This is a genomic window from Xanthomonas sp. DAR33341 (assembly GCF_003992815.1).
GTDB classification, from domain to species: Bacteria; Pseudomonadota; Gammaproteobacteria; order Xanthomonadales; family Xanthomonadaceae; genus Xanthomonas; species Xanthomonas cissicola.
Genome location: NZ_QEYV01000034.1, coordinates 122,755 through 148,695, shown reverse-complemented (window position 1 = coordinate 148,695; position 25,941 = coordinate 122,755). Strand labels below are relative to the sequence as shown.

The 25,941-nt window shown below is 66.3% G+C and carries 20 protein-coding genes; 5 read left to right on the top strand and 15 right to left on the bottom strand.

Features of this window, described 5'->3' with window-relative positions; translation table 11 throughout:
* Positions 1–95: 95 nt before the first annotated feature.
* A complete protein-coding gene (locus EO156_RS16895) occupies positions 96–1,151 on the bottom strand; it encodes a bifunctional nicotinamide-nucleotide adenylyltransferase/Nudix hydroxylase (RefSeq protein ID WP_003482707.1) in 1,056 nt (351 codons plus the stop codon).
* A gap of 182 nt (positions 1,152–1,333) precedes the next feature.
* Here EO156_RS16895 and EO156_RS16890 point away from each other — a divergent pair, with 182 nt between their 5' ends.
* Complete coding sequence (locus tag EO156_RS16890) at positions 1,334–2,197, top strand: endonuclease/exonuclease/phosphatase family protein (protein ID WP_016851472.1); 864 nt, start codon at positions 1,334–1,336, stop codon at positions 2,195–2,197.
* An 87-nt stretch (positions 2,198–2,284) separates the two neighbouring features.
* On the opposite strand, the gene EO156_RS16885 is transcribed toward EO156_RS16890, so the two are convergent.
* Positions 2,285–3,196: a LysR substrate-binding domain-containing protein gene (locus tag EO156_RS16885; protein WP_026007296.1), complete on the bottom strand. Its 912-nt coding sequence runs from the start codon at positions 3,194–3,196 to the stop codon at positions 2,285–2,287.
* Positions 3,197–3,277: 81 nt separating this feature from the next.
* On the opposite strand from EO156_RS16885, the gene EO156_RS16880 reads away from it, so the two are divergent.
* Positions 3,278–4,021 carry a sulfite exporter TauE/SafE family protein gene (locus tag EO156_RS16880; RefSeq protein ID WP_026007295.1) on the top strand — a complete coding sequence of 248 codons (744 nt, stop codon included), beginning with the start codon at positions 3,278–3,280 and terminating at the stop codon, positions 4,019–4,021.
* Between the two features lie 84 nt (positions 4,022–4,105).
* Here EO156_RS16880 and EO156_RS16875 read toward each other — a convergent pair whose 3' ends face one another.
* The 4 genes from EO156_RS16875 to EO156_RS16860 all read right to left on the bottom strand — a co-directional run bounded on the left by EO156_RS16875 (position 4,106) and on the right by EO156_RS16860 (position 8,659).
* On the bottom strand, positions 4,106–6,265 hold the full coding sequence (locus tag EO156_RS16875; protein ID WP_016851469.1) for a carboxy terminal-processing peptidase: 2,160 nt from the start codon (positions 6,263–6,265) through the stop codon (positions 4,106–4,108).
* 399 nt (positions 6,266–6,664) lie between these two features.
* Positions 6,665–7,678 (bottom strand): lipoyl synthase, encoded by a 1,014-nt coding sequence (lipA, locus tag EO156_RS16870; RefSeq protein WP_003482719.1) that lies wholly within the window; start codon positions 7,676–7,678, stop codon positions 6,665–6,667.
* Positions 7,679–7,694: 16 nt separating this feature from the next.
* On the bottom strand, positions 7,695–8,393 hold the full coding sequence (lipB, locus tag EO156_RS16865) for a lipoyl(octanoyl) transferase LipB (protein WP_011050466.1): 699 nt from the start codon (positions 8,391–8,393) through the stop codon (positions 7,695–7,697).
* On the bottom strand, positions 8,381–8,659 hold the full coding sequence (locus EO156_RS16860; RefSeq protein ID WP_003482721.1) for a YbeD family protein: 279 nt from the start codon (positions 8,657–8,659) through the stop codon (positions 8,381–8,383). The genes lipB and EO156_RS16860 overlap by 13 nt, the downstream gene beginning before the upstream one ends.
* A 251-nt stretch (positions 8,660–8,910) precedes the next feature.
* Between EO156_RS16860 and EO156_RS16855 the strand changes: the two genes are divergently transcribed.
* A complete protein-coding gene (locus EO156_RS16855) occupies positions 8,911–9,972 on the top strand; it encodes a lipid A deacylase LpxR family protein (RefSeq protein WP_005911164.1) in 1,062 nt (353 codons plus the stop codon).
* Between the two features lie 113 nt (positions 9,973–10,085).
* Here EO156_RS16855 and EO156_RS16850 read toward each other — a convergent pair whose 3' ends face one another.
* The 9 genes from EO156_RS16850 to EO156_RS16805 form a co-directional block, all read right to left on the bottom strand.
* Positions 10,086–11,291, bottom strand: a complete 1,206-nt coding sequence (locus EO156_RS16850; RefSeq protein ID WP_011050465.1) for a D-alanyl-D-alanine carboxypeptidase family protein — start codon at positions 11,289–11,291, stop codon at positions 10,086–10,088.
* A gap of 413 nt (positions 11,292–11,704) precedes the next feature.
* A complete protein-coding gene (locus EO156_RS16840) occupies positions 11,705–13,123 on the bottom strand; it encodes a septal ring lytic transglycosylase RlpA family protein (RefSeq protein ID WP_029828039.1) in 1,419 nt (472 codons plus the stop codon).
* Positions 13,120–14,259 (bottom strand): lytic murein transglycosylase B, encoded by a 1,140-nt coding sequence (gene mltB / locus EO156_RS16835; RefSeq protein ID WP_029829731.1) that lies wholly within the window; start codon positions 14,257–14,259, stop codon positions 13,120–13,122. The genes EO156_RS16840 and mltB overlap by 4 nt, the downstream gene beginning before the upstream one ends.
* A gap of 268 nt (positions 14,260–14,527) precedes the next feature.
* On the bottom strand, positions 14,528–15,919 hold the full coding sequence (locus EO156_RS16830; protein ID WP_016850431.1) for a glycosyl hydrolase family 28 protein: 1,392 nt from the start codon (positions 15,917–15,919) through the stop codon (positions 14,528–14,530).
* Between the two features lie 317 nt (positions 15,920–16,236).
* Positions 16,237–17,355, bottom strand: coding sequence for a rod shape-determining protein RodA (gene rodA, locus EO156_RS16825; RefSeq protein ID WP_011050462.1), 1,119 nt, complete (start codon positions 17,353–17,355; stop codon positions 16,237–16,239).
* The gene (gene mrdA / locus EO156_RS16820; protein WP_005911180.1) at positions 17,352–19,412 is read right to left on the bottom strand and encodes a penicillin-binding protein 2; all 2,061 of its coding nucleotides are present in this window, start codon (positions 19,410–19,412) and stop codon (positions 17,352–17,354) included. Before mrdA ends, rodA begins: the two co-directional genes overlap by 4 nt.
* A 3-nt stretch (positions 19,413–19,415) precedes the next feature.
* A complete protein-coding gene (mreD, locus tag EO156_RS16815) occupies positions 19,416–19,901 on the bottom strand; it encodes a rod shape-determining protein MreD (RefSeq protein ID WP_005911183.1) in 486 nt (161 codons plus the stop codon).
* Positions 19,898–21,250 carry a rod shape-determining protein MreC gene (gene mreC, locus EO156_RS16810; protein ID WP_029828036.1) on the bottom strand — a complete coding sequence of 451 codons (1,353 nt, stop codon included), beginning with the start codon at positions 21,248–21,250 and terminating at the stop codon, positions 19,898–19,900. The genes mreD and mreC overlap by 4 nt, the downstream gene beginning before the upstream one ends.
* A gap of 172 nt (positions 21,251–21,422) precedes the next feature.
* On the bottom strand, positions 21,423–22,469 hold the full coding sequence (locus EO156_RS16805) for a rod shape-determining protein (RefSeq protein WP_003482734.1): 1,047 nt from the start codon (positions 22,467–22,469) through the stop codon (positions 21,423–21,425).
* Between the two features lie 275 nt (positions 22,470–22,744).
* Here EO156_RS16805 and EO156_RS16800 point away from each other — a divergent pair, with 275 nt between their 5' ends.
* Both EO156_RS16800 and EO156_RS16795 read left to right on the top strand, forming a co-directional pair.
* Complete coding sequence (locus EO156_RS16800) at positions 22,745–23,677, top strand: carbohydrate kinase family protein (RefSeq protein ID WP_003482735.1); 933 nt, start codon at positions 22,745–22,747, stop codon at positions 23,675–23,677.
* A 261-nt stretch (positions 23,678–23,938) separates the two neighbouring features.
* Entirely contained in the window at positions 23,939–25,924 is a 1,986-nt protein-coding gene (locus EO156_RS16795; protein ID WP_016849934.1) for a sigma-54-dependent Fis family transcriptional regulator, read from the top strand.
* Positions 25,925–25,941: the final 17 nt, after the last annotated feature.

Genomic DNA, 25,941 nt, shown 5'->3' with positions numbered 1-25,941 from the left:
CGGCGGTCTGTCCGCCGGCGGGAGGTCACGGTTCAAGCGGTCACGGCATGTGCGCCCCTGGTGGTATCGCGGCAGCACGTCGTCGTTTGCGCGCGTCAGCCACGGCCCAGGAAGAATTCAAGAATGTGCAGGTGGTCTTCGTACAGGCGCGGGCCCATCGCCATCACTTCGGCGATCGGAATCCAGCGCGCCTTGTCGGCATCGTCGCCGCCGCGCACCGCAGGCAACTCCCCGGCCGGAAACTCGAAATGGAACGCATGGGTAATGGTGCGTCCGCGCTGACTGCGCTCGGGATGATCGAAGACCTGCCTGCCACGCAACGAGCCCTTGAGCACCGGCACCGGCAACTTGAGCCGGGTTTCCTCGCGCAACTCGCGCAGGCAGCAATCCAGCAGCCCTTCCTCCTGGCCGACGAAACCGCCAGGCAACGCCCATAATCCCTTGCCCGGTTCGGCGCGACGCCGCACCAGCAGCACATGGCCCGAATGCACCACCACCGCATCGGTGGTCACGAATGTCGGCGGATATGGCGCGTCTTTCCACGCGGCGCGGTATTGCTCGATGAAGCGGTATTCGGCCACCAGCTGCGCGTAGCTGGGCGAGTTGCGCCGGAAGGCCTCCAGCATGTCGTAGACGGGCGCCGGCACATTGCCGCGCAGCATCAACAAGCCACCGTGGAAACCGATGTCGCCGGCTTCGAACAGATAGCGGCGCAATTCGGTGGCCGACAGCGTTGCGGTATGTTGCACGTCCTCCAGCGGCCACTGCGGAAACTCACGCAGGTAGTAGCTGCTGGCATCCTTGTCCATGCCGATCAGGCCGATGTTCGCATCCAGCGTGCCGCCATCGGCGTGCACCGCTTCGGCAACCTGCCGCTGCACTTCGGCGATCCACAGGCTTTCGTTGTACAGATGGTCGCGTAGCGGGCGCACGAGCAACCGCGCGGTTTCGCCCGGCAACGCAGATTCGATCATCACCGCACGTTCGGCGACAGTCCAAGGATTGCGAATGGTGCGGGGCGTGTCGGCCGAGCCGATCAGCACGATGAGCTTTTTCGCCTTGCCCAGCGCGTGGCGGGCGACGGCGGCGTGGCCGTTATGAAAGGGCTCGAAACGCCCGATAAACACGAGATAGTCGTACGGTGTTGCCATGAGAATCCCTCACGGTTGAGTGGTGAGCTGGCGGTCTGTCCGCCGGCTTGGTGAAATGCTACGCCGATGCACGACGGCGTCAAGCGGCCGCTTGCCTGTGCATCGGTGATCGTCGCCGTGACGCAGCGGTCATCATCTCTGGCTAGACTCGGCGCTCTTGCTTCTTCGAGGAATTTCCCTGCATGCCACGCTCCATCGCGCAGGTGCTGCGCTGCCTTCTGGCAATCGGTGCACTGTCGTGCATCGCCCTACCCGCGCTGGCTGGCACGCCGGTGGCACCACTGCGGGTCATGTCGTTCAACGTGCGCGTGCCGGCCGATACCGATGGCGACAAACGCTGGCAAGTGCGTCGCGCTGCCATGGTCGCCTTGATCAAACAGACGCATCCCGATGTGTTCGGCACGCAGGAACTGGTGAGCGAACAGGCGGCCTTTCTGGCCGAACAGTTGCCCGACTACCGCTGGTTCGGCCAGGGCCGGCGCGGCGATGACAGCGACGAGCACATGGGCGTGTTCTACGACGCGCGCGTCCTGGAGTTGGTGGAGTCGGGCGACTTCTGGCTGTCCGACACGCCCGAACGCGCCGGCAGCATCACCTGGGGCAATGTACTGCCACGCATGGCCACGTGGGCGCTGTTCGAGCGCCGCAGCGACAAACGCCGCTTTTACCTGTTCAATACGCACTTTCCGTATCGCGATGAGGACGAGCCCGCCCGCGAGCGCAGCGCGCGCCTGATCCTGTCGCGCATCGCGCAGTTGCCTGCCACGATCCCGGTGGTGCTGACCGGCGACTTCAACAGCGATCCGGACAAGATCACCTACCCCACGCTGACCGCAGTACTTCGCGATGCGCGCGCACAGGCCAGCAAGCGCAGCGGGCCGGAAAATACCTTCCAGGATTTCACCACGCACCCGACCCGGCGCATCGACTGGATCCTGTATCGCGGATTGCGTCCTTCCCGCTTTGCGACACTGGACGATCGTCCCGGCGGCATTCTGCCGTCGGACCATTACCCAGTGATGGCCGAGTTCGAGTGGCCACGCTGAAAACACGGACGTGCAAGAGCCGTTGGCCGGCAGCCAGGCGCGGGCCGGCTGTGACACGGCCACCCGATGCCCGCAGCGCTGCGGTCATCAAGCCGGATGAATGCCGGCATGCGTGGCGCTGGCCTGCAGCCATTCCAGCAAGGCCTGCAGGGTGACCGAGGGGGCGTCGCGCCAGATGATGGACAGCTCGCGCCGCGCCCAGGGTTCCTCCAGCGGCACCGCCGCCAGCTGCTGCCTGACACTGGAGCACGCCAGCGCCGCGTGCGGCACGATGGCCACGCCCACGCCGCGTGCCAGCATGCGGCACAGCGTTTCGAGACCCGGCACGCGCGCACGGATGCGCAGCTGTACGCCGGACCGGGCCAGATGCGTCCGCAGGTGGCGCTGCAAGGCGTTGTCGGCCGATAACGCCAGCAGCTGCATCGGCGCGATATCGGCCAGACGCAGGCTGCCTGCGCCGGCAAGCGGATGGCTGGCGGCCACCGCGACCACCAGGCGATCCTGTCGGAACGGACGCCGTTGCAGGCCGGTGAAGTCGGCATGCCCGGCCACTACGGCAAGGTCGGCACGTTCATCGCGCACGGCATCGGCAGCCTCCTCGCTGCCCCATTCGGCCAGGGTCAGGTCCACCCGCGGATGGGCCAGCAAAAAATCCGCAACGCACTCGGGTAGCCATTCGGAGAGTGCGGCGGTGTTCGCAGCCAATCGCAGGGTGACCTGTCCACCGAGTCCGTAATCGCCAAGCTCGCTGCGCATGGCCTGTTCCTGACGTGCCAATGCCCGTGCATGCCGCAGCAGGACCTGGCCGGCGGCGGTGAGCGTCACGCCTCGCCGACCACGCTCGAACAGGGCCGCGCCGATCTGCAGCTCCAGCGCGCGAATACGCGCACTGGTAGCCGCCAGCGACAGCGCCGCGCGGTCGGCGCCGGCAGTGATGCTGCCGGTGTCGGCCACCGCAACAAAGATCCGCAAGTCGGTGAATTCCACCTGCATCTGCACCTCCAGCCTTCGGCGTGGCCGAAGTCTGCCTCAAACAAAGACAGCTTGCCGGACACCGCTGCCGCACCGATCCTGACCGCCATGAATGAAGACGTTTCGCAACTTGGCATGGTCGCCGCTGTGTTCCTGCTTGCCGGCGCGGTCAAAGGCGTCGCCGGCATGGGGCTGCCAACCGTGGCAATGGGCCTGTTGGGACTGTGGCTGCCGCCCAGCCAAGCCGCCGCGCTGCTGGTGCTGCCTTCGTTGGTGACGAACCTGCAGCAGGCCTGGGGGCCAGCTGCGACCCTGCTGTTGCGACGTCTGTGGCCGGTGCTGGCCATGGTGGTGGTGGGCACCTGGTTGAGTGCCGGATTGATGATTGGCGGTCATCCGCGCTACCTGCGCGGCGCGCTTGGGGTCCTGCTGGTCGCCTATGCCCTGCTTGGGCTTGCCCGCCGGCAATGGACCCTGCCGCCACGTCACGAACGCTGGGGCAGCCCGCTGATCGGCCTGGTCGGTGGCCTGCTCAATGGCGCCACCGGCGTGCTGGTCCTCCCGGTGGTGCCGTACCTGTCTGCACTTGGCCTGCCACGCGACCTGTTGATCCGCGCACTGGCCGCGTGCTTCGGCACGGCAACGCTTGCGCTGGCGGCGGCGCTGGTCTGGCATGGTGGGGTGCCGCTCTCGGCCGGCCTGCCATCGCTGCTGGCGCTGCTGCCCACCGCACTGGGAGTGTGGGCCGGCACGAAGCTGCGACGCCGCATCTCTCCCGAGGCATTCCGCCGGATATTTTTCGGCACCTTGCTGCTGCTCGGCCTGCAGGCCCGCTGGCAGGCGGTCGCTTGAGACGCTGCCAGCAGCCACGGTATTGCCAACATGAAAACGCCACCGGCAAGCGGTGGCGTCCATGCAGTCGAACGGCAGCGTGGCTCAGTCTGCCCAACGTCCCGGGGAGGTCGACTTCGGCAGCACCTGCGCCGACAAGGGCTTGTCCTGCGACAGCAAGCCCAGCGCATCCGCAAGGATGGCCGCCGATTCATGCAGCAGCGGATCCGGGCGCTTTTCGGCCGCTTTTTCGCGTGCAGTGTCCTTGACGATGTCGCGCTCGTTACCGGTCAGGCCGTCGTCGCTGTCTTCGGCAAGCGGATCCAGCGGCAGGCCGAGTTGCTTGCGAATCTGCTGGCGATCCTTGCGCTGCTGATCCTGCTTCTGTCGCTCGGCAACGCGCTCGGCCTCATTCAACGAAATGTACTTCTTGGCCTTTTCGTCGCGGAACTGCTTGACGTCTTCTTCCCACCACTGGAACTCCTTGTCGCTGGCAATCCGCGCAGTGTGCAGAGCCTGCAACTTGGGCAGCAATGCCGCGAAGTTGCCGTACTGGGTATGCGGGGCAGCGGCGATACGCGTCCACGGCAATGCATTGTCGTAGGTGCTCTCACCGAACTCGGTGGCATCCACGCTTGCCGGGAAAGCGATATCCGGCACCACACCCTTGTGCTGGGTGCTGGAGCCGCTGACGCGGAAGAACTGCGCGATCGTCAGCTTGACCTGCCCATACCGCTGCCCTTCGGCAGCAGGCCAGCGATCCAGGTCGACGATGTTCTGCACGGTGCCCTTGCCGAAGCTGGTTTCGCCGATCACCAGACCGCGGCCGTAATCCTGTATCGCACCGGCAAAGATCTCCGATGCCGACGCCGAGCCGCGGTTGATCAAGACAGCCAGCGGGCCGTCCCAGGCGACCTTGGGGTCGCTGTCGCCATTGACGGTGACGCGGCCGCCGGATTCGCGGACCTGCACGACCGGCCCTTGCTCGATGAACAAGCCGGTCAGTTCGATCGCCTCGTCGAGCGAACCACCGCCGTTATTGCGCAGGTCCAGCACCACGCCATCGACCTTGTCGGTCTTGAAGCCGGCCAGCAGTTTGGCGACGTCGCGCGTGGCCGAGGCGTAGTCGGCTGCATTGCGACGGCGGCCTTCGAAATCCTGGTAGAAGCCCGGCAGCTTGATGATGCCGATGCGGCGCTGCGGCTCGCTGCCGGTGGCCGGCAAGGTGATGGTTTCGCCCTTGGCAGCCTGCTCGGCCAGACGCACCTTCTGACGGGTCAGGGTCACCGTGCGGTGCTTGCCATCGATGCCCGACTCGGCCGGGATGTACTCCAGGCGCACCTGGGTATCCTTGCTGCCGCGGATCTTGGCCACCACGTCGTCGATGCGCCAGCCGATCACATCTTCGATCGCGCCACTCTTGGCCTGCCCAACGCCGACGATGCGATCGCCCGGCTTGAGCGTGCCATCCACCGCCGCCGGACCGCCCGGGATCACCTCGCGGATCACCACCATGTCGTCCTGTTTCTGCAGCTGCGCGCCAATGCCTTCCAACGACAGCGACATCTGCTGGTTGAACGTCTCGGCAGTGCGCGGGGTGAAGTAATCGGTGTGCGGGTCGACGGCGTTGGTATAGGCGTTGACGAAGAACTGGAACACGTCTTCGCCCTTGAGCTGCTTGACCGAATCGGCCAGCGCCAGATACCGCTTGTCCAGCGTCTTGCGGATGTCGTCGGGCTTCTTGCCGGCCAGTTTCAGGCGCAGCCAATCGTTCATCACCGACTGGCGCCACAGCACGTCCAACTGCTTGTCGTCCGCAGCCCACGGCACGTCCTTGCGGTCGTACTCGAACTTGTCGTTACCGCTGAAATCGAAGTCCTGCTTGAGCAGGTCGCGCGCGTACTTGACGCGCTGATCGACGCGCTTCTTGTAGACCGAGAACACCTGGAACGCCGGCTCCAGGTTGCCGCCGCGCAACGCGTCGCCAACACCGGCCTGGAGGGGCGCGAAGCTGTCGATATCGGCCTGGGTGAAGAACTGTTTGCCGCCATCCAGCGTTTCCAGATAGCGCTTGAACACGTCCTTGGACATCGCCTCGTCCAGCGTGCGCGGCCGGTAGGCATAGCGGCTGTCGGAGAGCAGGCCGTACACGAGTTTGGTGGCCGTCGCCTGATCGGGCGTGGCAGCGGCCGGCAGCGCAGTGTCGGCGCGTGCGAGCAAAGCCATCGGAGTGGTCAACACCAGCGCCAGCAGGCCGGCCTTCATGCACGAAGAAACGTTGTAGGTCATCGAATGGCTCTCGGCACGGGGCCGATGAAAGAGAGGCGGTTAACGGATCAGACAGCATGACAGTGCCGAAAGTTGCTGGCGTTGTCATCCGCTGGCTGAATCAGCCTAGCGCCGGGCCCGTAGCGGATTGTGAACGAGACCGTAGCTTGCGGCTGCACGCCGCACGGGCCAGAGACGGCGACAGCCCCGCGCGATGCACGGGGCTGTCGTCGATCGGCATTGCGATGGCCGGCCGAAGAACGTCGCGACTTGTCGAGTCAGTGCTCTACTGGCAACACGCGAGACCGGCAGGCATTGAGCGCACCAGCATCGCGGTGCTGCTGCGGGCACCGGTGCCCACCCGCCGCGGCACTCGTCCGATCGCCTGTTGCCGACTCAGGCGGCGACGCCGGCGCCTGCGGCCTGACGATCGGCGTGGTACGAGGAACGCACCATCGGGCCGGAGGCAACATGACTGAAGCCCAGCGCATTGCCGTAGTCTTCCAGCGCCTTGTATTCCTCCGGCGTCCAGTAACGCATCACCGGATGATGGTGCGGCGTCGGCTGCAGATACTGACCGATGGTGATCATGTCCACATCGTGCGCGCGCAGGTCGCGCAGCGTAGCCTGCACCTGCTCCATCGTCTCGCCCAGGCCCAGCATGATGCCGGACTTGGTGGCGATGGACGGATGCTGCGCCTTGAAGCGCTGCAACAGCGTCAGCGACCACTGGTAGTCCGCGCCGGGGCGCACATTCGGGTAGAGGTCCGGCACGGTTTCGATGTTGTGGTTGAACACGTCCGGCGGGCTCAGCGCCAGGATCTCCAGCGCGCGGTCCATGCGGCCCTTGCCGCGGAAGTCCGGGGTCAGGATTTCGATACGCGTGTTGGGCGAGCTGGTCCGGATCGCCGAGATGCAGTCGACGAAATGCTGCGCGCCACCGTCGCGCAGGTCGTCACGATCCACGCTGGTCACCACCACGTACTTCAGGCCCATGTCGGCAACAGTGGCGGCCAGGCTGGCAGGTTCGCTCGCGTCGGGCGGCTTTGGCCGGCCATGCGCCACGTCGCAGAACGAGCAGCGCCGCGTGCACACCTCGCCCAAAATCATGAAGGTCGCGGTGCCGTGGCTGAAGCACTCGTGGATGTTCGGGCAGCTGGCTTCTTCGCACACCGTGACCAGGCGGTTTTCGCGCAGCTTGGCCTTGAGGTTCTGTACCGCATTGCCAGACGGAATCCGCACCCGGATCCACGACGGTTTCCGCAGCACCGGCGCATCCACAAACTGCACCGGCGAGCGGTTGATCTTGTCGCCACCGATCTGCTTGACGCCAGTCTGCAGCGGCGCAGGCGCGGCGGTGTCGCCGGAGACGACCTGCAAGGGAATGGAACGGGCGATAGGCTGGGTCATGACGATACGGGGGCGCTCAGGCCGGAAGCGAAAGGTCGGGCAATGCGGAAGTGGGCTGCAGCACGAGGCCGAACTGGCGCGCCAGCTGGTCGAGCAGCACCGCCTTGACGGCGTCCATCCCGGAGGGGCCGCCCAAGTCTAGCACCGAGGTCACCTGCAGACCCTGGTAGCCACACGGGTTGATGCGGTGGAACGGTTGCAGGTCCATCGCAACGTTGAACGACAACCCGTGGAAGGTGCAGCCACGCCGCACCCGGATCCCAAGCGCGGCGATCTTGGCCCCGCCCACATACACGCCAGGAGCACCGTCGCGGCGCTCGGCCACGATGTTCCACTCGTCCAGCGTATCGATCAGCGCCTGTTCGATCTTGCACACGTAGTCGCGCACGCCGATCTTCAGCCGGCGCAGGTCCAGCAACGGGTACACCACCAATTGGCCAGGGCCGTGATACGTGACCTGCCCGCCGCGGTCGACCTGTAGCACCGGGATCTCGCCCGGTGCCAGCACATGTTCGGGTTTGCCCGCCTGACCCAACGTAAATACCGGCGCATGCTCGACCACCCAGATCTCATCGGCGGTGTACTCTTCGCGCGCATCGGTGAAACGCTGCATTGCACGCCACACAGGCGCGTAGTCTTGCTGGCCGAGGTCGCGTAATTGCGCAGGCAGGCCAGCCATGGAGCTGCTCACAGGCTCGGCCGCTACAGCGTCCACTTCACTTCCGGATGATCGCGCAGCGCCTGGTGTGCGGCCTCGAACTGCTCGCGGCTTTGGGCACGGAAGCCAATCTTGACCGAAACATACTTTCCGCTGGAAGAATGCTTCCAGCTCACGCTCTCCTGCAGCAGCTCCACGCCGGTGGCGGCAAGCAGGCGCGGAAGCTCGGTTTCCAGCCCACGCTCAGCCGTGCCCATGGCGCTGAGCTCGAAGGTGCCGGGAAACTGAAAGCCGTGATCGGGGTTGTCGGTGCTGATATCCATCCGCCCATTATCGGGCCGGCGATGGGCAAACCCAAGCCCGCGCAACCGATCGACGCGCCTGGCTCGTCTGTGGTGCCATGCAATCGGCACCGAACCTTCCAAGAGGTAACGCAACTAGGCTGCTTAACCGAACTTGGCAACGCGGTCGCGAGCCGAAGCGGCAGAGGCTGCAGTCGCGACCAGACACTTCACACGGCGCAACACAAGACGCAGGCATTTTTCCGATTCCAGCTCCCCTCTCCAGGCCCTCCATGCTTCGACCGCGCGCGTTGTCTGCTGCCTTGCTGCTTTCTCTTTCCGGGCTGTCGCTGCCGGCCCTGGCGGCGGATCAGTGCGATTCCAGCCGCCTTGGGCGCACGCCGCCTGCGGTGAACTTCCGTGTCGATAACGACCTGTTCGGCGGCGAAGATCAGGACCAGGGGTATTCCAACGGTGCGGTGCTGACGCTGGTGTCGCCGAACCTGGTCGATTACACCGACGACCCGTGCCTGCCGCGGACTGCGCGGTGGGTCAACAGCTATCTGGAGCGGCTACACCCGGGCGAATTCGATCAGCAAAACATGGTGTTCTCGATCGGCCAGGCGATCTTCACCCCGACCGATTACACCCGCCGCGACGTCATCCCGGACGACCGCCCGTATGCGGGCATCCTGCTGGCGAGCTTCGGCTACAACGCGCGTAACGATGCGCACCTGCGCACCACGCAGCTGCAGGTCGGCATTGTCGGTCCGTGGGCGCTTGCGAAGGAAGCGCAGGATGCGATCCACGATGCGCTCGGGGACGAGAAATTCCAGGGCTGGGACAACCAGCTGCACAACGAGCCGCTGATCAACCTGGTGCACGAGCGCATGCATCGCTGGCCGGCCGATGCCAGCGGCAATGCCGGTGGATTCGGCTGGGACTTCATTTCGCATTGGGGCGGCGCGGTCGGCAACATGGCCACGCATTTGAATGCCGGCGGCGAGGCCCGCTTCGGCTGGAAACTGCCGGACGACTTCGGCAGCACCCCGACCCGCCCGGCGGGCGAAAACACCGCCCCCAGCCGGCTCGGGCGCGCCAGCGGTTGGTCCGGCCACCTGTTCGTCACCACCGACGCGCGCTGGGTAATCCGCGACATCACGCTGGACGGCAACACCTTCCGCAACAGCCACAGCGTGGACAAGCGCCCGTTCGTCGGCGATGTGGGCTACGGCCTGGCGGTGATGTACGGCCGCTGGAAATTCGCCCTTGCCCGCTACCACCGCACCCGCGAATTCGACACCCAGCGCGAAACGCCGGTGTATGGCAGTTTTACGATTAGCCGGATGCTTTGACGGCGAATCGGGAATCGGGAATCGCAAAAGCCAAGGCTGTGCCTGGCGTCTAACCATTCCCGACTCTCAATTCCCGATTCCAAAAAAAATGCCGGCTTTCGCCGGCATTTTCTTTACTCCGATTCCCACCACATCCAGAACGCGTCCCAGAGGCGCTTGAAGAATCCGCCCTCTTCAACGGCGTTGATGGCGACCAGCGGGGCCTGGGCGATGACCTTGCCGTCCAGGCTGACCTTCACGGTGCCAACCTGCTGGCCCTGCTTGATCGGCGCCTGCAGGTTCTTGGGCACTTCCATGCTGGGCTTGAGGTCGTTGTAGCGGCCGCGCTGCAGGCTGACCAGCAGCGGCTGTGCCACGCCGAGCTGCACTTCGTCCTGCTGCCCCTTCCAGACCTTCTGCTTGGTGACGACCTTGCCGGGCGCGTACAGGCTGTGGGTTTCGAAGAAGCGGAAGCCCCAGTTGAGCAGCGCCAGGCTATCGGTGGCACGCTGTTCTTCGGAGCTGTCGCCCATGACCACGGCGATCAAACGCTGATCGCCGCGCTTGGCCGAGCTCAGCAGGCAGTAGCCGGCTTCGGAAGTGTGGCCGGTCTTGATGCCGTCCACGGCCGGGTCGCGCCACAGCAGCCGGTTACGGTTGCTCTGCTTGATGGTGCCGACCTGAAATTCCTTGATCTTGTTGTAGGCGTAGGTTTCCGGGTAATCGCGCACCATCGCGCGGCCCAGCAGGGCCAGGTCGTAGGCGGTGGAGTGATGCCCTTCGGCGCTCAGGCCGTGCGCGTTGACGAAATACGAATCCTTCATGCCGATCTTGGCGGCGTAGCTGTTCATCAGCGAGGCGAAGGCTTCTTCGCTGCCGGCCACATGCTCGGCCAGCGCGATGGCGGCATCGTTGCCGGACTGGATCGCCATGCCCTTTTCCATGTCTTCCAGACGCGCCGTCTGGTTGACCGGGAAGCCGCTGTAGCTGCCGTCGGTGCCCGCACCGCCTTCGCGCCAGGCGCGTTCGCTCATCATGACCTGGTCGTCGCGCTTGACCTTGCCGTTCTTGATCTCGGCGGCGACCACGTAGGAGGTCATCACCTTGGTGATGCTGGCCGGCGCCAGTTGCTGGTGGATGTTTTCACCGGCCAGCACCTGCCCGGTGGCGTAGTCCATCAGGATCCAGGACTTGGACACGGCCGGTGCGGGCGCCGGCGGCACCGGCAAGGCGACCGGGGCGGCAGCCACGGCAGGAGTCGGCTGCGGCGCAGGTGTCTGGGCGCAGACCAGGCCGAAGGCGAACGTGGCCACGGCAGCGGCGGCGAAGCGGAATTTCATTGAAGAACGACTCCTGACGGGCCCGAACGCCGGGCAATGCGAAATTGTAAGACGCCACGGCGATCAGGGCGACGCGTTGCACGATGCGCGCGCTTGCGCAGTTCAGCGATGGCGGCCGTACGGACGCTTGTGGTGCCTCAGGCGAGCTGCCGGAAGCGGCATGCACAGGTGCAGGCATCGCTTGCAGCGTCCAACGAGGCGACGCTGGTGCGCAGGCGCTGGCTGGATGCAGACGACGCGAGGGGCCGCGACGCGCATGCCGAAGCCGACCTCGGCCGCATCCGCCTTGCAGATGCGCGATATTGGCCGCCAATTGGGGGGCTCAGCCGTTCCCGGTAACGCCGATGCAGCCAACGCGCAAGCAGCGGGTGCGCTCACGCTCGATCAGCGACGCGGTGACCGACCCGTGCGCATTAATTGGCCACGATCTGCGGACGACCAAAACCGAGTCCGGCGATACGCTGGGCAATCTCCGACGCATTTGCATGGTCGCGCGCATTCACGCGTAGCCGCCACAGCGTGCGCCCGCCACTGACGATGTCGCTGACGCTGGCACCGGCAATCCCCGCCGAGGCCAGTTGCGACAGTGCGCGATTGGCGTTTTCGCGGCTGGCGAAACTGGCGACCTGCAGCAGGATGTCGCCGAGTGCGGCTTCGGCCACGCTGGGTGCCTTGGCGGGCGCTGGCTCGGCCTTGAGCGGGCGCGAGGCAGTGCTTTCGGACGGCTTGACCGCCGCAACCGCGACTGGCGGCGCCGCGGCGGGTACGGCGGCAGACACTGACGCGGCCGGTCGCGGGGCCGCAGCGGCCGGCTTGCCGGTGGCCACACGCACGCCCTGCGCCTTCATCCAGGCATCGAAGTTGTCGGCATTGCCGGGTTGGCGCGAGTCGGCGACGCGGTAACGCCAACGCTCGCCAGCCGCAGCGACCGGCGCGCTGCCAGTGGGAGCTGTGGTGGACGCAATCACCGCGGTGCCGGTGCCGGCACCGGTGGCGACCGCACGCGGCGGCACGGTGCGCGTGGGCAAGCGCTGCACCAGGCCATCGATCTGACTGGCGCCGGCAGCCGGCCGCGCCGTGGCCACGGCGGTATTCACCGGTGCCTGGCCACTGCGGCGCTTGGCGAGCAGATTGCCGTTGTCGGCTTCGGTGAGGCCGCGGACTTCGACATTGCCGGTGCCCTTGCCGGTGATGCCCAACTTCACCGCCGCGGCGTAGCTCAGATCGATCACGCGGCCGTCGTGGAATGGGCCGCGGTCGTTGACGCGCACCACCACCGACTGGCCGGTGTCGGTATTGGTGACCAGCGCAAAGCTGGGCAGCGGCAAGGTCTTGTGCGCGGCGGTGAAGGCGTACATGTCGTACACCTCCTTGTTGGAGGTCAGCCGGCCATGGAACTTGTTGCCGTAGTACGAGGCGGTGCCGCGTTCGACATAGTCGCCCGGGTTGTCCATCACCACATAGCGCTTGCCCAGCACTTCATACGGCGAACGGTTCCCCACCGCCGAGCGCGGCTCGTTGGTGACCAGTGGCTCGGGGATGCAGGCCACGTTGGGCACATGATCGGGCGTGGAGTCTTTCACGCCAGGCTTGTACAAGCCGCCAGCGGTGTAGTCGCCGCGCGTGGACGGGTCTTCCTTGGCGGCCGCATACGGCGAGGTGGACGGGCAACCGGTGGCGACATACGCCGGACCCTTGCCTTCGACCTTCACACCCTTGATCGCACCGCTGCCGTTGCCGCCGGCAGTTTTCTTCGGTGCGCTGCTACAGGCCGCCAGGCCAAGCATCAGCGCCATCGGGATCAGCCACTTGGGGCCTGCAATGCTGTTCATGCCGGGGGTAACTCCTTGCCGGCGATGGCCTCGGACAGCTGGAACACGGCCATCGCATACATCTTGGAAATGTTGTAACGGGTGATCGCATAAAAGTTCTGGAAGCCCAGCCAGTACTGCTTGCCGTTGGCGTCGTCCAGGCTGATCGGGGTGGCGGTGCTGCCGGCCACCACCGGTGCGCTCGGGTGATAGCCGCGCGCCGACAGCTCGGACAGCGTGTACACCGGCGACCAGTCGGTGGGATTGAATTCTTCGTGCCCAGCGGCCAGCGTGGCCGGCACCGCGACCTGCCCGCCACGCACCCAGCCGCCCTTCTTGACGAAGTAGTTGGCGATCGAGGCGAACACGTCGTTGTAGTCGGTGAACAAATTGCGCTTGCCGTCGGCATCGCCGTCCACGCCGAACTGGCGATAGCTGGACGGCATGAACTGGCCCATGCCCATTGCGCCGGCATAGCTGCCGATCAGGGTGGTGACGTCGAGTTGCTCTTCCTTGCCGAGCGCGAACAACTGGGCGAGTTCGTCGCGGAAAAACAGTTCGCGGCGCACTTCGCGCTCGAGCTTGGCCGGGTCGCCGCTGCGCGGATAGCGGAACGCCAGCGTGTACAACGCGTCCAGCACGCGGTATTTGCCGGCGTTGCTGCCGTAGCTGGTTTCCACCCCGATGATGGCGACGATCACCTGTGCCGGCACACCGGTGGCCGCTTCGACCTTGCTCAGCTCGGCGCGATGTTCGGCGAGAAACTTGCGGCCGCCGTCGATACGCGCCTGGGTGATGAACATCGGCCGGTATTCGTTCCACGGCTTGACCCGTTCGGCCGGGCGCGACATCGCAGTGACAATGGCGTCCTTGAATTGCGCCTGCGCCAGCACCGCTTCGATCTGCGCGGCATCGATGCCGTACTTGGCCGAGGTGTCGCGCACGAAGTTGGCGCGGGCGATCTCGAACGGGACCGGGGTCAGGTCGACTGGCGGAAGCGCAGGCGCCTCGGCGGCGGCGCTTGCGGGCGGGGTTGGCGCAACCGGTGGCTTGGCCGGCGGCGCGCTGGCGGCCGGTGGCGGGGACGGAGGGCTGGGCTGGGTCGCGCAGGCGACAAGGCCGAGGGTGAGCAGGCAGGTCAGGGTGCGTCGAATCATCGGCCGAGGGTAACAGACATCAGATGAACTTCTGGCAATAAGGCCATGAAACGAAAAGACTTTAGTCAAAGTCAAGCCTGCCGCGTGTGCGGCAGGGGATTCGGGATGGCGAGATTGGGGAGCCGGTGGTGCCTGCGGGTGGAAGGTTCCGGTCCGCGGCGGTGGTGATGTGTGGCGCCGCAGCCCTATCTGCCATGCTGAAAGACGTACGTTCGCGGGCGAGGCACCAGCGGGTCTGGCGCGGCGACTGACGGCCGCGCCAGCGAGATCACAGCGCGGGGAAGCGCGGTGCGCCCGAGCAGGTGGGCACCGCACCGCCGACCTGCACGGTGCCGGTGGTGACGCCAGTCCCCGACGGCGTGACGGCGCTGTTGCTCAGCCCGATCTGTGCGTTGCTGGCGCTGATCGACGCGTCGCTGTGCGCCACGTCGGCCAACACCAGATCCAGCGGTGTCTGCGCATCGAAGCCTTTCAGGATCCAGCCCTTGCCGCCGGCGTCGTTGCCGGTTTTGAGCCCATCGACCACGATCTGGCTGAAGGTCGGTTTGGTACCGCTGGTTGCGGCGGCGTAGAACGGGTTGATCACCAACGGGCTGCTGACGCCGTACAGGCAGGTGTTGCGATAGGTAATCAGACTGACCGGACCACCCTTGGCGAGGCTGGTCTTGATGCGCAGGCCGCTGTTGTCGGTGCTGCGGTTGCCCAGATCGTCGGTGGACACCAGCGCATTATTGTCGACCAGCACATTGCTGACGCCGGACATCACTTCGCTGCCGATCGAGATGCCGTGGGTGCCGTAGCAGCGCGAGTTGCGCACGGTGATGTTCGCCGACCTGGAGGCGATGGTCTTGATCGCCACGCAGTCGTCGCCGCCCATCACATCGCTGTCGTGGATGGTGGCGTTGACCACGCTGTCCAGATCCAGGCCGTCGGTATTGGGGCTGGTGGCCGGCGACTTCACCCGCACGCCCCAGATGGTCAGGCCGTCGACGATATGCGCGAAGAAATGGAAATACGCCGCGTTGATCAGGTTGATGTTGTAGAGCGTGAATGCCGTGGCGTTCTGCACCTTGATCAGGTCGGGGCTGTTCTGCACCTGGCCGGCGTTCTTGGCGTTTTCGCCGAATTCCCACCAGGTGGTGCTCTTGCCGAGCATGGCCAGGTCGCCGCGCCCGTCGATGGTGCCCTGGCGCCCGCCGGAGCGCATGCCCATCACGCCCGCGTTCGCGCCTTTGATGCCGATCAACGGCAGGCAGCTGCCGCTCTTGGAAGCGGCGCTGCCGCAGCCGCTGCCGTAATCGGCCGGGTTGCGCGAGCCGTACACGGTGACGCCCTGATCGACGACCAGGGTGACGCCAGCGGGAATCGTCAGCGGCCCGGTCAGGAAGGCGTCGCCGCTGCCGCTGGTGAGCAACACTGCGCCGTTCTTGCACGCAGTGAGTGCCGCCTGGATGGTTCTGGTATCGGGCGGCGCGCTTTCCAGCGCCGCCTCGAACAAGCGACCGTTCGGCGTCTGGCTGGCCTTCAACGCGGGCTGGCAGAGGGAGGGAATCGCAGGTTGCGCGACAGCGCGCGCATCGCCGGTGGCGAACGCGACGGCACCGGCTTGCGCGGCCAGTGTGAGACAAACGCCGCCGATGGCGGCGGCTAGCAGTTTCATGGAAGAGATCACCCGAAAGAGGAATGGCGCGTGCTGCCGGAGCGACGCGACGCGGCCGCTGCTGCGATAGCGGCGTGGCGGACTCTACGGAGCAGCGCCTGCGTGCGCAGACCGCGAGCGAACCGGGCGCCGTGCCAACGAAGCGGCACCGCGCCGCTGTGTCGTCATTGCAATGGCGTGCGCAAAACTAACGCGCAACCTGCGGCGTTTTCATCGCAACGCCGCACCCACTGCGCTCACGCTGAAAAAATGTGCGCGTCATTGCTGACGCGTGGCATTCATCGCTGCGCGCTACACGCCGCGCCAACCAACACGCATCAGTAACCGTGCACCGGGCGATGCGACTTCACTGCCATGACCAAGCCCAGCCCGGCCAGCAGCGATACCGCCGAGGTACCGCCGTAACTCATCAGCGGCATCGGCACGCCCACCACCGGCAGCAGGCCGGAGATCATGCCGCCGTTGACCAGTACGTAGACGAAGAACGCCAGGCCGGTGGCGCCGGCGACCAGGCGCGAATAAGTGTCGCGCGCCTGCGAGGCGATCCACAGGCAGCGGCCGATGACGATCAGGTACAGGGTCAGCACGGTGGCCACGCCGATCCAGCCGAATTCTTCGCTGAGCACGGAGAACGCAAAGTCGGTGGTCTGTTCGGGGATGAAGTTCAGGTGCGATTGCGAGCCCAGACCCCAGCCCTTGCCGTTCAACCCGCCCGAGCCAATCGCGATCTTGGACTGGATGATGTTCCAGCCCGCGCCAAGCGCATCGTTCTCGGGGTTGAGGAACATCATGATGCGGTCCTTCTGGTACGGCCGCAGCAGCCAGAACCATGCCACCGGCGCAGCCGCAGACACCCCACCCACACCGACGGCCACCCACCACCACGGCAGGCCGGCCAGCAGCAGCACGAACACGCCGCTGGCAGCGATCAACACGCCGGTGCCGAAGTCCGGCTGCAACATGATCAGCGCGGTGGGCACGCCGATGATCACGCCGGTCACCAGCACGGTGGAAATGCGCGGCGGCAGCGGCATGCGGTGCAGATACCAGGCCGCCATCATCGGCAAGCTGATCTTGAGCAGCTCTGCCGGCTGCAGGTAGAACACTTTCAGATCCAGCCACTGCCGGCCGTATTTACCGGTGCCCAGGGCGAAGACCGCCAGCAGCGGCAGCATCGACAAGCCGTACACCCACGGCGTCCAGGCGCGCAGGCGCAGTACCGACATGCGCGAGATGCCCCACATCGCCGCCGACCCGATGATGAAGCGGATGCCCTGCGCCAGCATCAGGTGCTCGCCATTGGCAGTGCCGCCGGCGCTCTTGAGCACCGACAGGCCGATGGCCATCAGGCCGCCCAGCGCCAGGCACAGCACCCAGTCCAGGCTGCGCGTAAAGCGCGCGGCCATGTCCGCCAACCAGCGCAGGATGTCGCTCAATGGTCGGTCTCCTGCACCGCGTCCGGCACATCCGGCACCACCGGTTGCGCGGGGATGTTGGGGTCCAGCGCAACGGCGCTCTGGCCGATCACCACCGGCAACTCGTCCAGCGTGGCAGCGGCGGCATCGCCGGCGGCACGCGCGTCGGTGACCCCGGCCTCGAACTGATTGACGCCCACGGCGGTCACGCCCAGCTCGCTGTCCAGCGGCTCCAGACCGGCGGGCATCTTGCCCAGCAGCCAGGCATCGAAGATCTTGCGTGCGATCGGCGCCGCCGAGCTGGTGCCGAAACCGCCGCCTTCCACCGCCACCGCCACCGCGATGACCGGGTTGTCGGCCGGCGCGAAGCCGACGAACAGGCCGCGGTGACGCAGGTGCAACGGTAGGCTGCGCGGATCCACTGCCGCCACGCCCTTGCGGCTGACCACCTGCGCGGTGCCGGTCTTGCCCGCCATCTGGTACGGCGCGCCAGGGGTGATGGCGTAGCCGGTGCCGCCGGGCCGCATGGTGTCCATCATGCCTTCGCGCACCACCTGCAGATGCGCCGGGTTCTGGCTGAGCGGCTTGCCTGGCGGCTGGATCATCGGCTCCCAGGGGTGATCGAAACCGGTGCGTTCTTCCAGCACCAGATGCGGGCGCAGCAGCAGGCCACTGGCGATCGCCGAGACGCCGCGCACCAGCTGCAGCGGTGTCACCTTCCAGTCGCCCTGGCCGATGGCGATGTTGACCGTGTCGCCGGGGTACCAGCGCTCCTTGCGCGTCTTGTACTTGTAGGCCGGCGACGGCAGGATGCCGCCGATTTCGCCCAGCAGATCCACACCGGTGGGTTGGCCAAAGCCGTACTCGCCCATGTAGTGGTCGAAGCGCTCGATGCCCATGTCCACCGCCAGGCGGTAGTAATAGGTATTGACCGACTGGGCGATCGACTTGCGCAGGTCGGTCCAGCCATGTCCGCCGCGGTGCGAATCGCCCCAACCGCGACTGACGCCGGGCAGGTAGAACATGCCGGTGGACAGCACCCGGTCTTCCGGCCGGCGCAGGCCGCTGTCCAGACCGGCCAACGCGATCAGCGGCTTGAGCGTGGAGCCCGGCGCCACGCCCCCCAGCACCAGCCGGTTGAACTGCGGACGCGAGGGGTTGTCGTTGAGCATCTTGAAATCGGTATGCGAGATGCCGTTGACGAACAGATTGGGGTCGTAGCTGGGCAGGCTGACCATGCCCAGGATCTCGCCGGTGCGCGGGTCCATCGCGATGGCCGCCCCTTCGTGCTCGCCGAAGGCGGCCACCATCGCGCGCTGCAGGTCGGCGTCTACCGACAGGCGCAGATCCGCACCCGACTGCGGCGCGACCCGGCCGACGGTGCGGATGGCCCGCCCCTGCACGTTGGTTTCGACCTGCTCGTAACCGACCTGCCCGCGCAGATCCTGCTCGTAGTAGCGCTCCAGCCCGGATTTGCCCATGTGGGTGAGCGCAGCATTGCCCTCGCCCAGCACCGCCAGGTCTTTTTCGTCGATCCGGCCCACATAGCCGATGATGTGCGCGAACAACGGGCCGTAGGGATAACGCCGGGTCAGATACGGCTCCAGCTCCACACCGGGGAAGCGCCAGCGCTCCACCGCAAAGCGCGCCATCTCTTCATCGCTCATGCGCAGCTTGAGCGTCACCGGCAGGAAGCTGCGGCGCGCGCGGCGCTCGCGGTTGAAGCGCTCCAGATCCTCCGGCGCGATCGGGATCACCTTGCCCAACGCGTCCAGCATGGCGTTCATGTCGGCGACCTTGTCGGGGGTCACGTCCAGACGGAAGGCCGGCACGTTCTCGGCCAGCAGCCGGCCGGTGCGGTCGTAGATCATGCCGCGCCCGGGCACCACCGGCTTGGGCTTGATGCGGTTGGCCTCCGAACGGGTGGCGTAGACCTCGTGGTCGAGCACCTGCAGCTTGAAATACCAGCCGCCCAGGCCGACCAGGCAGATCACCACCATCGCAAAGCCCAGCACCGCGCGGCGGCGGAACTGTTCGGCCTCCGCATGCGGATTCTTCGGATGACGGCGCCCGTGCATGGCTTATTTCTTGCCCCGCTTGCCCAGCCGCACCGCATCCAGCACCACGAACAGCGGCGGCCACAAGGCCATGCCCAGCAGCGGCGCCCACCAGTAGCTCCACGGCAGGGTCGGCTCGCCCACGGCCAGATGCACTGCCGAAGACACGATGCGGTCGTTGAGCAGCAGCCCGCCGATTGCCAGCGCCTGTTGCGAGACCGGGAAAAACCGCATGCGCGCGCGGAAGCGCTGCAGGATGAAGGTCATGATCACCAGCCGCAGCGCCTGTTCGCCGAGCAGCCCGCCATACAGCAGGTCGGCCAGCACGCCGGCCACGAAGGCCAGGCCCAGCCCGACCCGATCTGGCTCCTCGATGACCCAGTACGCCAGCACCAACGCCAGCCAGTACGGCCGCAGCGGCTGCACCACCATCGGCAACGGCAGCAGGCCCAGGACCAGCGCAATGAAGATGCTCGCCGGCAGGATCCAGGTGTTGCGCATGCGGGTCATCGGTCCGTCTCCGGCGGAGACGGACGGGAATCGGGAATCGGGAATCGGGAATCGTTAGGCGCGGCGCTCTGCGTTGGCGGGGCGTTGCGGTTGCTTGCCCCCGATTGTCCAGTCGCTGCCGCCCGCGTGCCCTGCTGCGGTGAAGCCGGGCGGGCATCGGAATTCTGGTTTTCGTTCACGTCCGATGTGGATGGACGGGCGGACACGTTGGCCTGGCGGATGGATGCGGCCGCACCGGACGGCTGTACGCCAGGCGCGGCAGATGCCGGCGCGGGCTGCGCGCGCGGTGCGACGCCGGCTGCGGTCGCGGCGCCCGATGACGCAGCCGGCGGGCGTGCCGCATCGATCGCCGCATTGGAAGCGCCGCCCGTCGGAGTGCCCGGCGTTCTGCTCACCGGCGCGGTCGCCGGCGCAGCAGCAAGCGCCGCGTTGCTGTTGCTGTTGCTGTTGCTGTTGCTGTTGCCATTCCCAATTCCCGATTCCCCATTCCCCATTCCAGGCACCAACCGCAACGGCTTGCCGGCACGCAGCAGCAACACATCGCGGCCGCGATCGAGCTTGGCGGCCGGGGTCAGTTCGCCGACCAGGAAGGCGTGGGTATCGTCGGGATGCAACTCGGAGACCTTGCCGACCGGGAAGCCGGCCGGGAAGCGGCCGCCCAGGCCCGAGGTGACGATTTCATCGCCCACCTGCACGCCGGCACTGAGCGGGATGTCGCGCAGTTCCAGGCGGTCGCCGCGCCCGTAGACGATCAGCCGCACGCCATTGCGCGCCACGCTGACCGGCACTGCGTGGTCGGGGTCGGTGAGCAGCAACACGGTGGAATGCAGCGGGGTGACTTCGATCACCTGCCCCATCAGGCCGCCGGCATCGATCACCGCCTGGCCCAGCAGCACCCCTTCGCGGCTACCGGCGTCCAGCAGCAAGCGTTGGCGCGTCGGATCCAGATCGATGTTCAGGATCGGCGCCAATTGCACATCCAGTCCGCGGCGCTCGGCCACGTTGAGCAGTTCGCGCAGTTGCGCGTTATCCAGGGCCGCGGTTTGCAACCGGGTCAGGCGCGCATTGGCGACCAGCAGTTGGTTGCGCAGATCCCGGGTCTCTTCCACCAGTTGCGCATGCGTTGCGGCGTTGTCGCGCACCTGCGAGCCGATGCGTCCCGGCAGCCCGGCCACCGCCCAGATCGGCTGGATCAGCAGATTGGCCTGCATGCGCACCTGGCTGAGCCAACCACCGCGGCTATCGAGCGCAATCAGCACGATCGCCAGCACCAGATAGACCAGCAGGCGCAGCGTGGAGGTGACTTCGCCCGGACGGGAGGCGACGGGAGGACCGGCGTAGGAGGGCACTGTCAGGGCCGGGAATGGGGAGTCGGGAATGGGGAATCGGGGAGCAGGTGGCTGCCCACGCGACGGGTAAGGCGAGAACTCACATTGGCGGGATCACGATGCAACCACTCAGGGCCGTAGGCAGGAACCGCTCTCACGATTCCCCTTTCCCGATTCCCGATTCCCGAGCGCTTCACTCCGGCGCGAAGAACTCGTTGCCATGCATGTCCACCAGCTCCAGCGCCCGGCCGCCACCGCGGGCCACGCAGGTGAGCGGGTCGTCGGCCACCTGCACGTGCAGGCCGGTTTCTTCGGAGATGAGCCGGTCCAGATCGCGCAGCAGCGCGCCGCCACCGGTGAGCACGATGCCGCGCTCGGCGACGTCGGCGCACAGTTCCGGCGGTGTCTGCTCCAGCGCCAGCTTCACTGCCGAGACGATGCCCGACAACGGCTCGTGCAGCGCTTCGAGCACTTCGTTGGAATTGATCTTGATCATCTTCGGCACGCCCTCGGCGAGGTTGCGGCCGGAGATTTCCATCTCCTGCACCTCGTCCTGCGGGTAGGCGCAGCCGATCTGCAGCTTGATGCGCTCGGCCGTGGCCTCACCGATCAGCATGCCGTGGTTACGGCGCACGTAATTGGTGATCGACTCGTCGAACCGGTCGCCACCCACACGTACCGACTGCGAATACACGATGCCGTTGAGCGAGATCACCGCCACCTCGGTGGTGCCGCCGCCGATGTCGATGACCATCGAACCGCGCGCCTCGGTCACCGGCATGCCGGCACCGATCGCCGCGGCCATCGGCTCTTCGATCAGATAGACGTCGCGCGCACCGGCCTCTTCCGCGGATTCCTTGATGGCGCGGCGCTCGACCTGCGTGGAGCCAGCCGGCACGCACACCAGCACGCGTGGGCTGGGGCGCAGGAAGCGCGATTTGTGCACCTTCTTGATGAAGTGCTTCAGCATCGCTTCGGTGTAGGTGAAGTCGGCGATGACGCCGTCCTTCATCGGGCGAATCGTGGTGATGTGGCCGGGGGTACGGCCGAGCATCTGCTTGGCCTCCGCACCGACGGCGGCGACCGAGCGCGTGCCGCCGATCGCGCGATCCTGACGCACCGCAACCACCGACGGCTCGTTCAGCACGATGCCCTGTCCGCGCACGTAGATCAGCGTATTGGCCGTGCCCAAATCGATGGACAGGTCGTTGGAGAACATGCCGCGGAGTTTCTTGAACATCGAGGGAGTCGTTCCTGGGTAAGTCGCGTGCCCGCCGCCAGACTGGCGAAATTTTGGGCAGAAAACGAAGTCGGCTAGCCTAGCAATCCCCCCCGGGGTGAGCAAGGAAAAATCGGCGATTTCGCCCCCGTTTTCATGTGCCGGTCACGCCGGCCATGGCATGCGGTTCTGGCTCTGATCGGCCGCAGCCGTTACCCTTTGCGCCGCGGCGCACGCGCCGTCCCGCTGCCATGCCCGGCAATTGGCGGGTTTTCCCAACGCAAAGGCCCGACTCGATGTCCGCACTGATCTGTGGTTCCCTCGCCTACGACACCATCATGGTGTTTCCGGACCAGTTCAAGAACCACATCCTGCCGGACAAGGTGCATATCCTGAATGTGTCGTTCCTGGTGCCGCGCATGCGCCGCGAGTTCGGCGGCTGCGCCGGCAACATCGCCTACAACCTGCATCTGCTCGGTGGCGCGCCGATCCCGATGGGCACCGTCGGCCAGGATTTCGGCCCGTACCGCGAACACTTCGAAACGCTGGGCATCGACCTGTCGCGGGTGAAGATCATCGACGACCTGTTCACCCCGCAGGCCTTCATCACCACCGACCACGATAACAACCAGATCACCGCCTTCCATCCGGGCGCGATGATGCGCAGCTACGAAAACCACGTGAAGGATGTGCCGGGCGTGACCCTGGGCCTGGTCGGCCCGGACGGGCGCGAAGGCATGATCCAGAACGCGGAAGAGTTCGCTGCTGCTGGCATTCCTTTCATCTTCGACCCTGGCCAGGCGATGCCGCTGTTCAACGGCCCGGAGCTGCGCCAGTTCATCGAGCAGGCCCAGTACGTGGTGGTCAACGACTACGAGTCGAACCTGTTGCAGGAGCGCACCGGCTGGGACGAAAAAGACATCGTCTCGCGCGTGCAGGCCTACATCACCACCCAGGGCCCGAAGGGCGCGCTGGTGCATACCCCGGAAAAAACCTACGACATTCCGCCGGCGCACGAGCGGCGCGTGGTCGACCCGACCGGCTGCGGCGACGCGTTCCGCGCTGGCCTGATCTACGGCATCCAGGGTGGCTACGACTGGTTGACGATCGGCCGCATGGGCAACCTGATGGGCGCACTGAAAGTGGAACACCCCGGCACCCAGAACCAGCGCTTCGACTTCGCCGAGTTCAACGACCAGTTCAAGCAGCAGTTCGGCTACGCGTTGTAAGCCTGGGATTAGGAAGTCGGATTGGGGAGTCGCAAAGCAGCAATCCTGCGTTTTGAGGCCACGAAGAACCGCGCGATCGCGCGGTTTTTTCGTTTTGGCCGAGGCGCAAAAGGAGCCACCCCAGCCAAGCCGCTCTTGCCAATCCCTACTCCCCAACCCCCAATCTCCAATCCCGGCGTTTGCTGCACCGCGGTTTGAGCCTCGCCCCGGTTTATGCGTCACTGCCGCTCTGGCCCCGGGTAGGGACCGAGGAAGCGCCACGTGTCGGAAGTGACTGTCGCCAACCTCCTGCAGGCCACGCCTGGGCCCTCGTCCGCTGCCGAGGCCGAATCCGCGTTGCTGGCACGGATGCGCCGCTTCCGCCAGATCGAACCACTGCCGCCAGCGCTGGCGCGCTCGTGGCAGCGCTGCCTGGACGAGTATGGGCTGAGTCCGGATGCGTCCCCGTCGCCGATGGTCCACGACGGCAGCGGGCTGCGCGAGCGCCAGCAGCGTCTCGAGGAAGTGCTGCGCATCGCCAAGGTGGAGATGGAGAACCTCTACGAACAGATCGCAGGTGGCGGCTACGCCGTGGTGTTCGCCGACGCCGAGGCGACCTTGCTGCACAGCGTGCACGACCCGGCATTGCTGCGCGAATTCCGCCAGACCGGGTTGTTCTGCGGCGCCAGCTGGGCCGAGCGCTACCAGGGCACCAACGGTATCGGCACCTGCGCGGTGGAGCGCAGCGCGCTCGGCGTGCACCGCGGCGAGCATTACCTGGCCCGGCACCTGCCGCTGTCGTGCAGCGGTGCGCCCATCCTCGACCCGCACGGGCAATTGCTGGCGGTGCTGGATGCGTCCACACCGGATGCGCGCGACACCAGGCTGGTACAACGCCATACCAGCGCGCTGGTGCGCATGTCGGCGGCACAGATCGCACGTTCGTATTTCCTGGCGCAGTACCGGCACGCGTGGATCCTGCGCTTCCACAGCCGCCCGGAGTTCGCCGGCCTGTTGCACGAGGCGCTGATGGCGATCGGCGCCGACGGCTGCGTGCTGGCCGTCAACGAAGCGGCACTGGAACAGCTCGGCAAGGGCGACCGCAGCCTGCTGGTCGGGCGCGACATCTCGCAGGTGATGCAGCTGGACTTCGACACCGTGGAGCAGCGTGCGCGCAACGATGCCAGCACGCTGTGGTCGATCCGCTGCGCCTGCCACGGACGCCGCTTCTTCGCCCTGGCGCAGCCGCCGCGCCGCAACGTGGTTGCTGGCGGCGCGCAGGCCACCACCGCCGACGATGACCAGGCGGCTTACGCACGCGAACACGTCGGCTCCGATCCGCGCATGCGCCACAACCTGGACAACGCGCTGAAGCTGGTCGCGCATCGCGTGTCGATCCTGCTATGTGGCGCCACCGGCACCGGCAAGGAGGAGTTCGCCAAGGCGGTGCACCGCGGCTCGCCATGGGCGGCGCGGCCGTTCGTGGCGGTGAACTGTGCGGCGATCCCCGAGGCGCTGATCGAGAGCGAACTGTTCGGCTACGCACGCGGTGCGTTCACCGATGCCGCGCGCGAAGGCCGCCACGGCAAGTTGCTGCAGGCCAGCGGAGGCACCTTATTCCTGGACGAGATCGGCGACATGCCGCTGCCGCTGCAGACGCGGCTGCTGCGCGTGCTCGAAGAACAGAGCGTGACCCCGCTGGGCAGCGGCCGTGCGATGCCGCTGGAACTGCACGTGATCAGCGCCAGCCACCGCGACCTGGCGCAGATGGTGGCCGCCGGCGAATTCCGCGAGGACCTGTACTACCGCCTCAATGGCGTGGTGCTGCACCTGCCGCCGCTACGCGAACGCAGCGACAAGGCCGAGCTGATTCGCACGCTGCTGCGCGAAGAAAACGGCGAGCAAGGCGTGCGCATCAGCGAAGAGGCGCTGCACAAGCTGCTCAGCTACGCCTGGCCGGGTAACTTGCGCCAACTGCGCAACGTGCTGCGCACGGCGGCCGTGCTGTGCAGTGACGAGGTGATTCGCTTGCCGAATCTGCCGCAGGAGATCGTCGACGCCGGCAGCGCACCCTGCCTGGTCGATGGACGAGCGGTCGCGGCCGACGATATGTCTGGCCGCGTGGCATTGGATCAGGCCGAGCGGCTGGTGCTGCAGCAACAACTCGAACGCCACCGCTGGAATGTCAGCCGCACCGCCGATGCCCTGGGCATCAGTCGCAACACGCTGTACCGCAAGCTGCGCAAGCATGGGCTGGAGACGGGATGAATGGGGAATCGGGAATC

Excerpts from the sequence above, each read along its gene's own strand:
- EO156_RS16840 (WP_029828039.1), bottom strand. The coding sequence starts at position 13,123 with ATGAACAGCATTGCAGGCCCCAAGTGGCTGATCCCGATGGCGCTGATG.
- lipA (WP_003482719.1), bottom strand. The coding sequence starts at position 7,678 with ATGACCCAGCCTATCGCCCGTTCCATTCCCTTGCAGGTCGTCTCCGGC.
- mreD (WP_005911183.1), bottom strand. The coding sequence starts at position 19,901 with ATGACCCGCATGCGCAACACCTGGATCCTGCCGGCGAGCATCTTCATT.
- EO156_RS16830 (WP_016850431.1), bottom strand. The coding sequence starts at position 15,919 with ATGAAACTGCTAGCCGCCGCCATCGGCGGCGTTTGTCTCACACTGGCC.
- EO156_RS16800 (WP_003482735.1), top strand. The coding sequence starts at position 22,745 with ATGTCCGCACTGATCTGTGGTTCCCTCGCCTACGACACCATCATGGTG.
- EO156_RS16805 (WP_003482734.1), bottom strand. The coding sequence starts at position 22,469 with ATGTTCAAGAAACTCCGCGGCATGTTCTCCAACGACCTGTCCATCGAT.
- EO156_RS16860 (WP_003482721.1), bottom strand. The coding sequence starts at position 8,659 with ATGGATATCAGCACCGACAACCCCGATCACGGCTTTCAGTTTCCCGGC.
- EO156_RS16855 (WP_005911164.1), top strand. The coding sequence starts at position 8,911 with ATGCTTCGACCGCGCGCGTTGTCTGCTGCCTTGCTGCTTTCTCTTTCC.
- EO156_RS16890 (WP_016851472.1), top strand. The coding sequence starts at position 1,334 with ATGCCACGCTCCATCGCGCAGGTGCTGCGCTGCCTTCTGGCAATCGGT.
- EO156_RS16875 (WP_016851469.1), bottom strand. The coding sequence starts at position 6,265 with ATGAAGGCCGGCCTGCTGGCGCTGGTGTTGACCACTCCGATGGCTTTG.
- EO156_RS16850 (WP_011050465.1), bottom strand. The coding sequence starts at position 11,291 with ATGAAATTCCGCTTCGCCGCCGCTGCCGTGGCCACGTTCGCCTTCGGC.
- mrdA (WP_005911180.1), bottom strand. The coding sequence starts at position 19,412 with ATGCACGGGCGCCGTCATCCGAAGAATCCGCATGCGGAGGCCGAACAG.
- mltB (WP_029829731.1), bottom strand. The coding sequence starts at position 14,259 with ATGATTCGACGCACCCTGACCTGCCTGCTCACCCTCGGCCTTGTCGCC.
- EO156_RS16895 (WP_003482707.1), bottom strand. The coding sequence starts at position 1,151 with ATGGCAACACCGTACGACTATCTCGTGTTTATCGGGCGTTTCGAGCCC.
- EO156_RS16880 (WP_026007295.1), top strand. The coding sequence starts at position 3,278 with ATGAATGAAGACGTTTCGCAACTTGGCATGGTCGCCGCTGTGTTCCTG.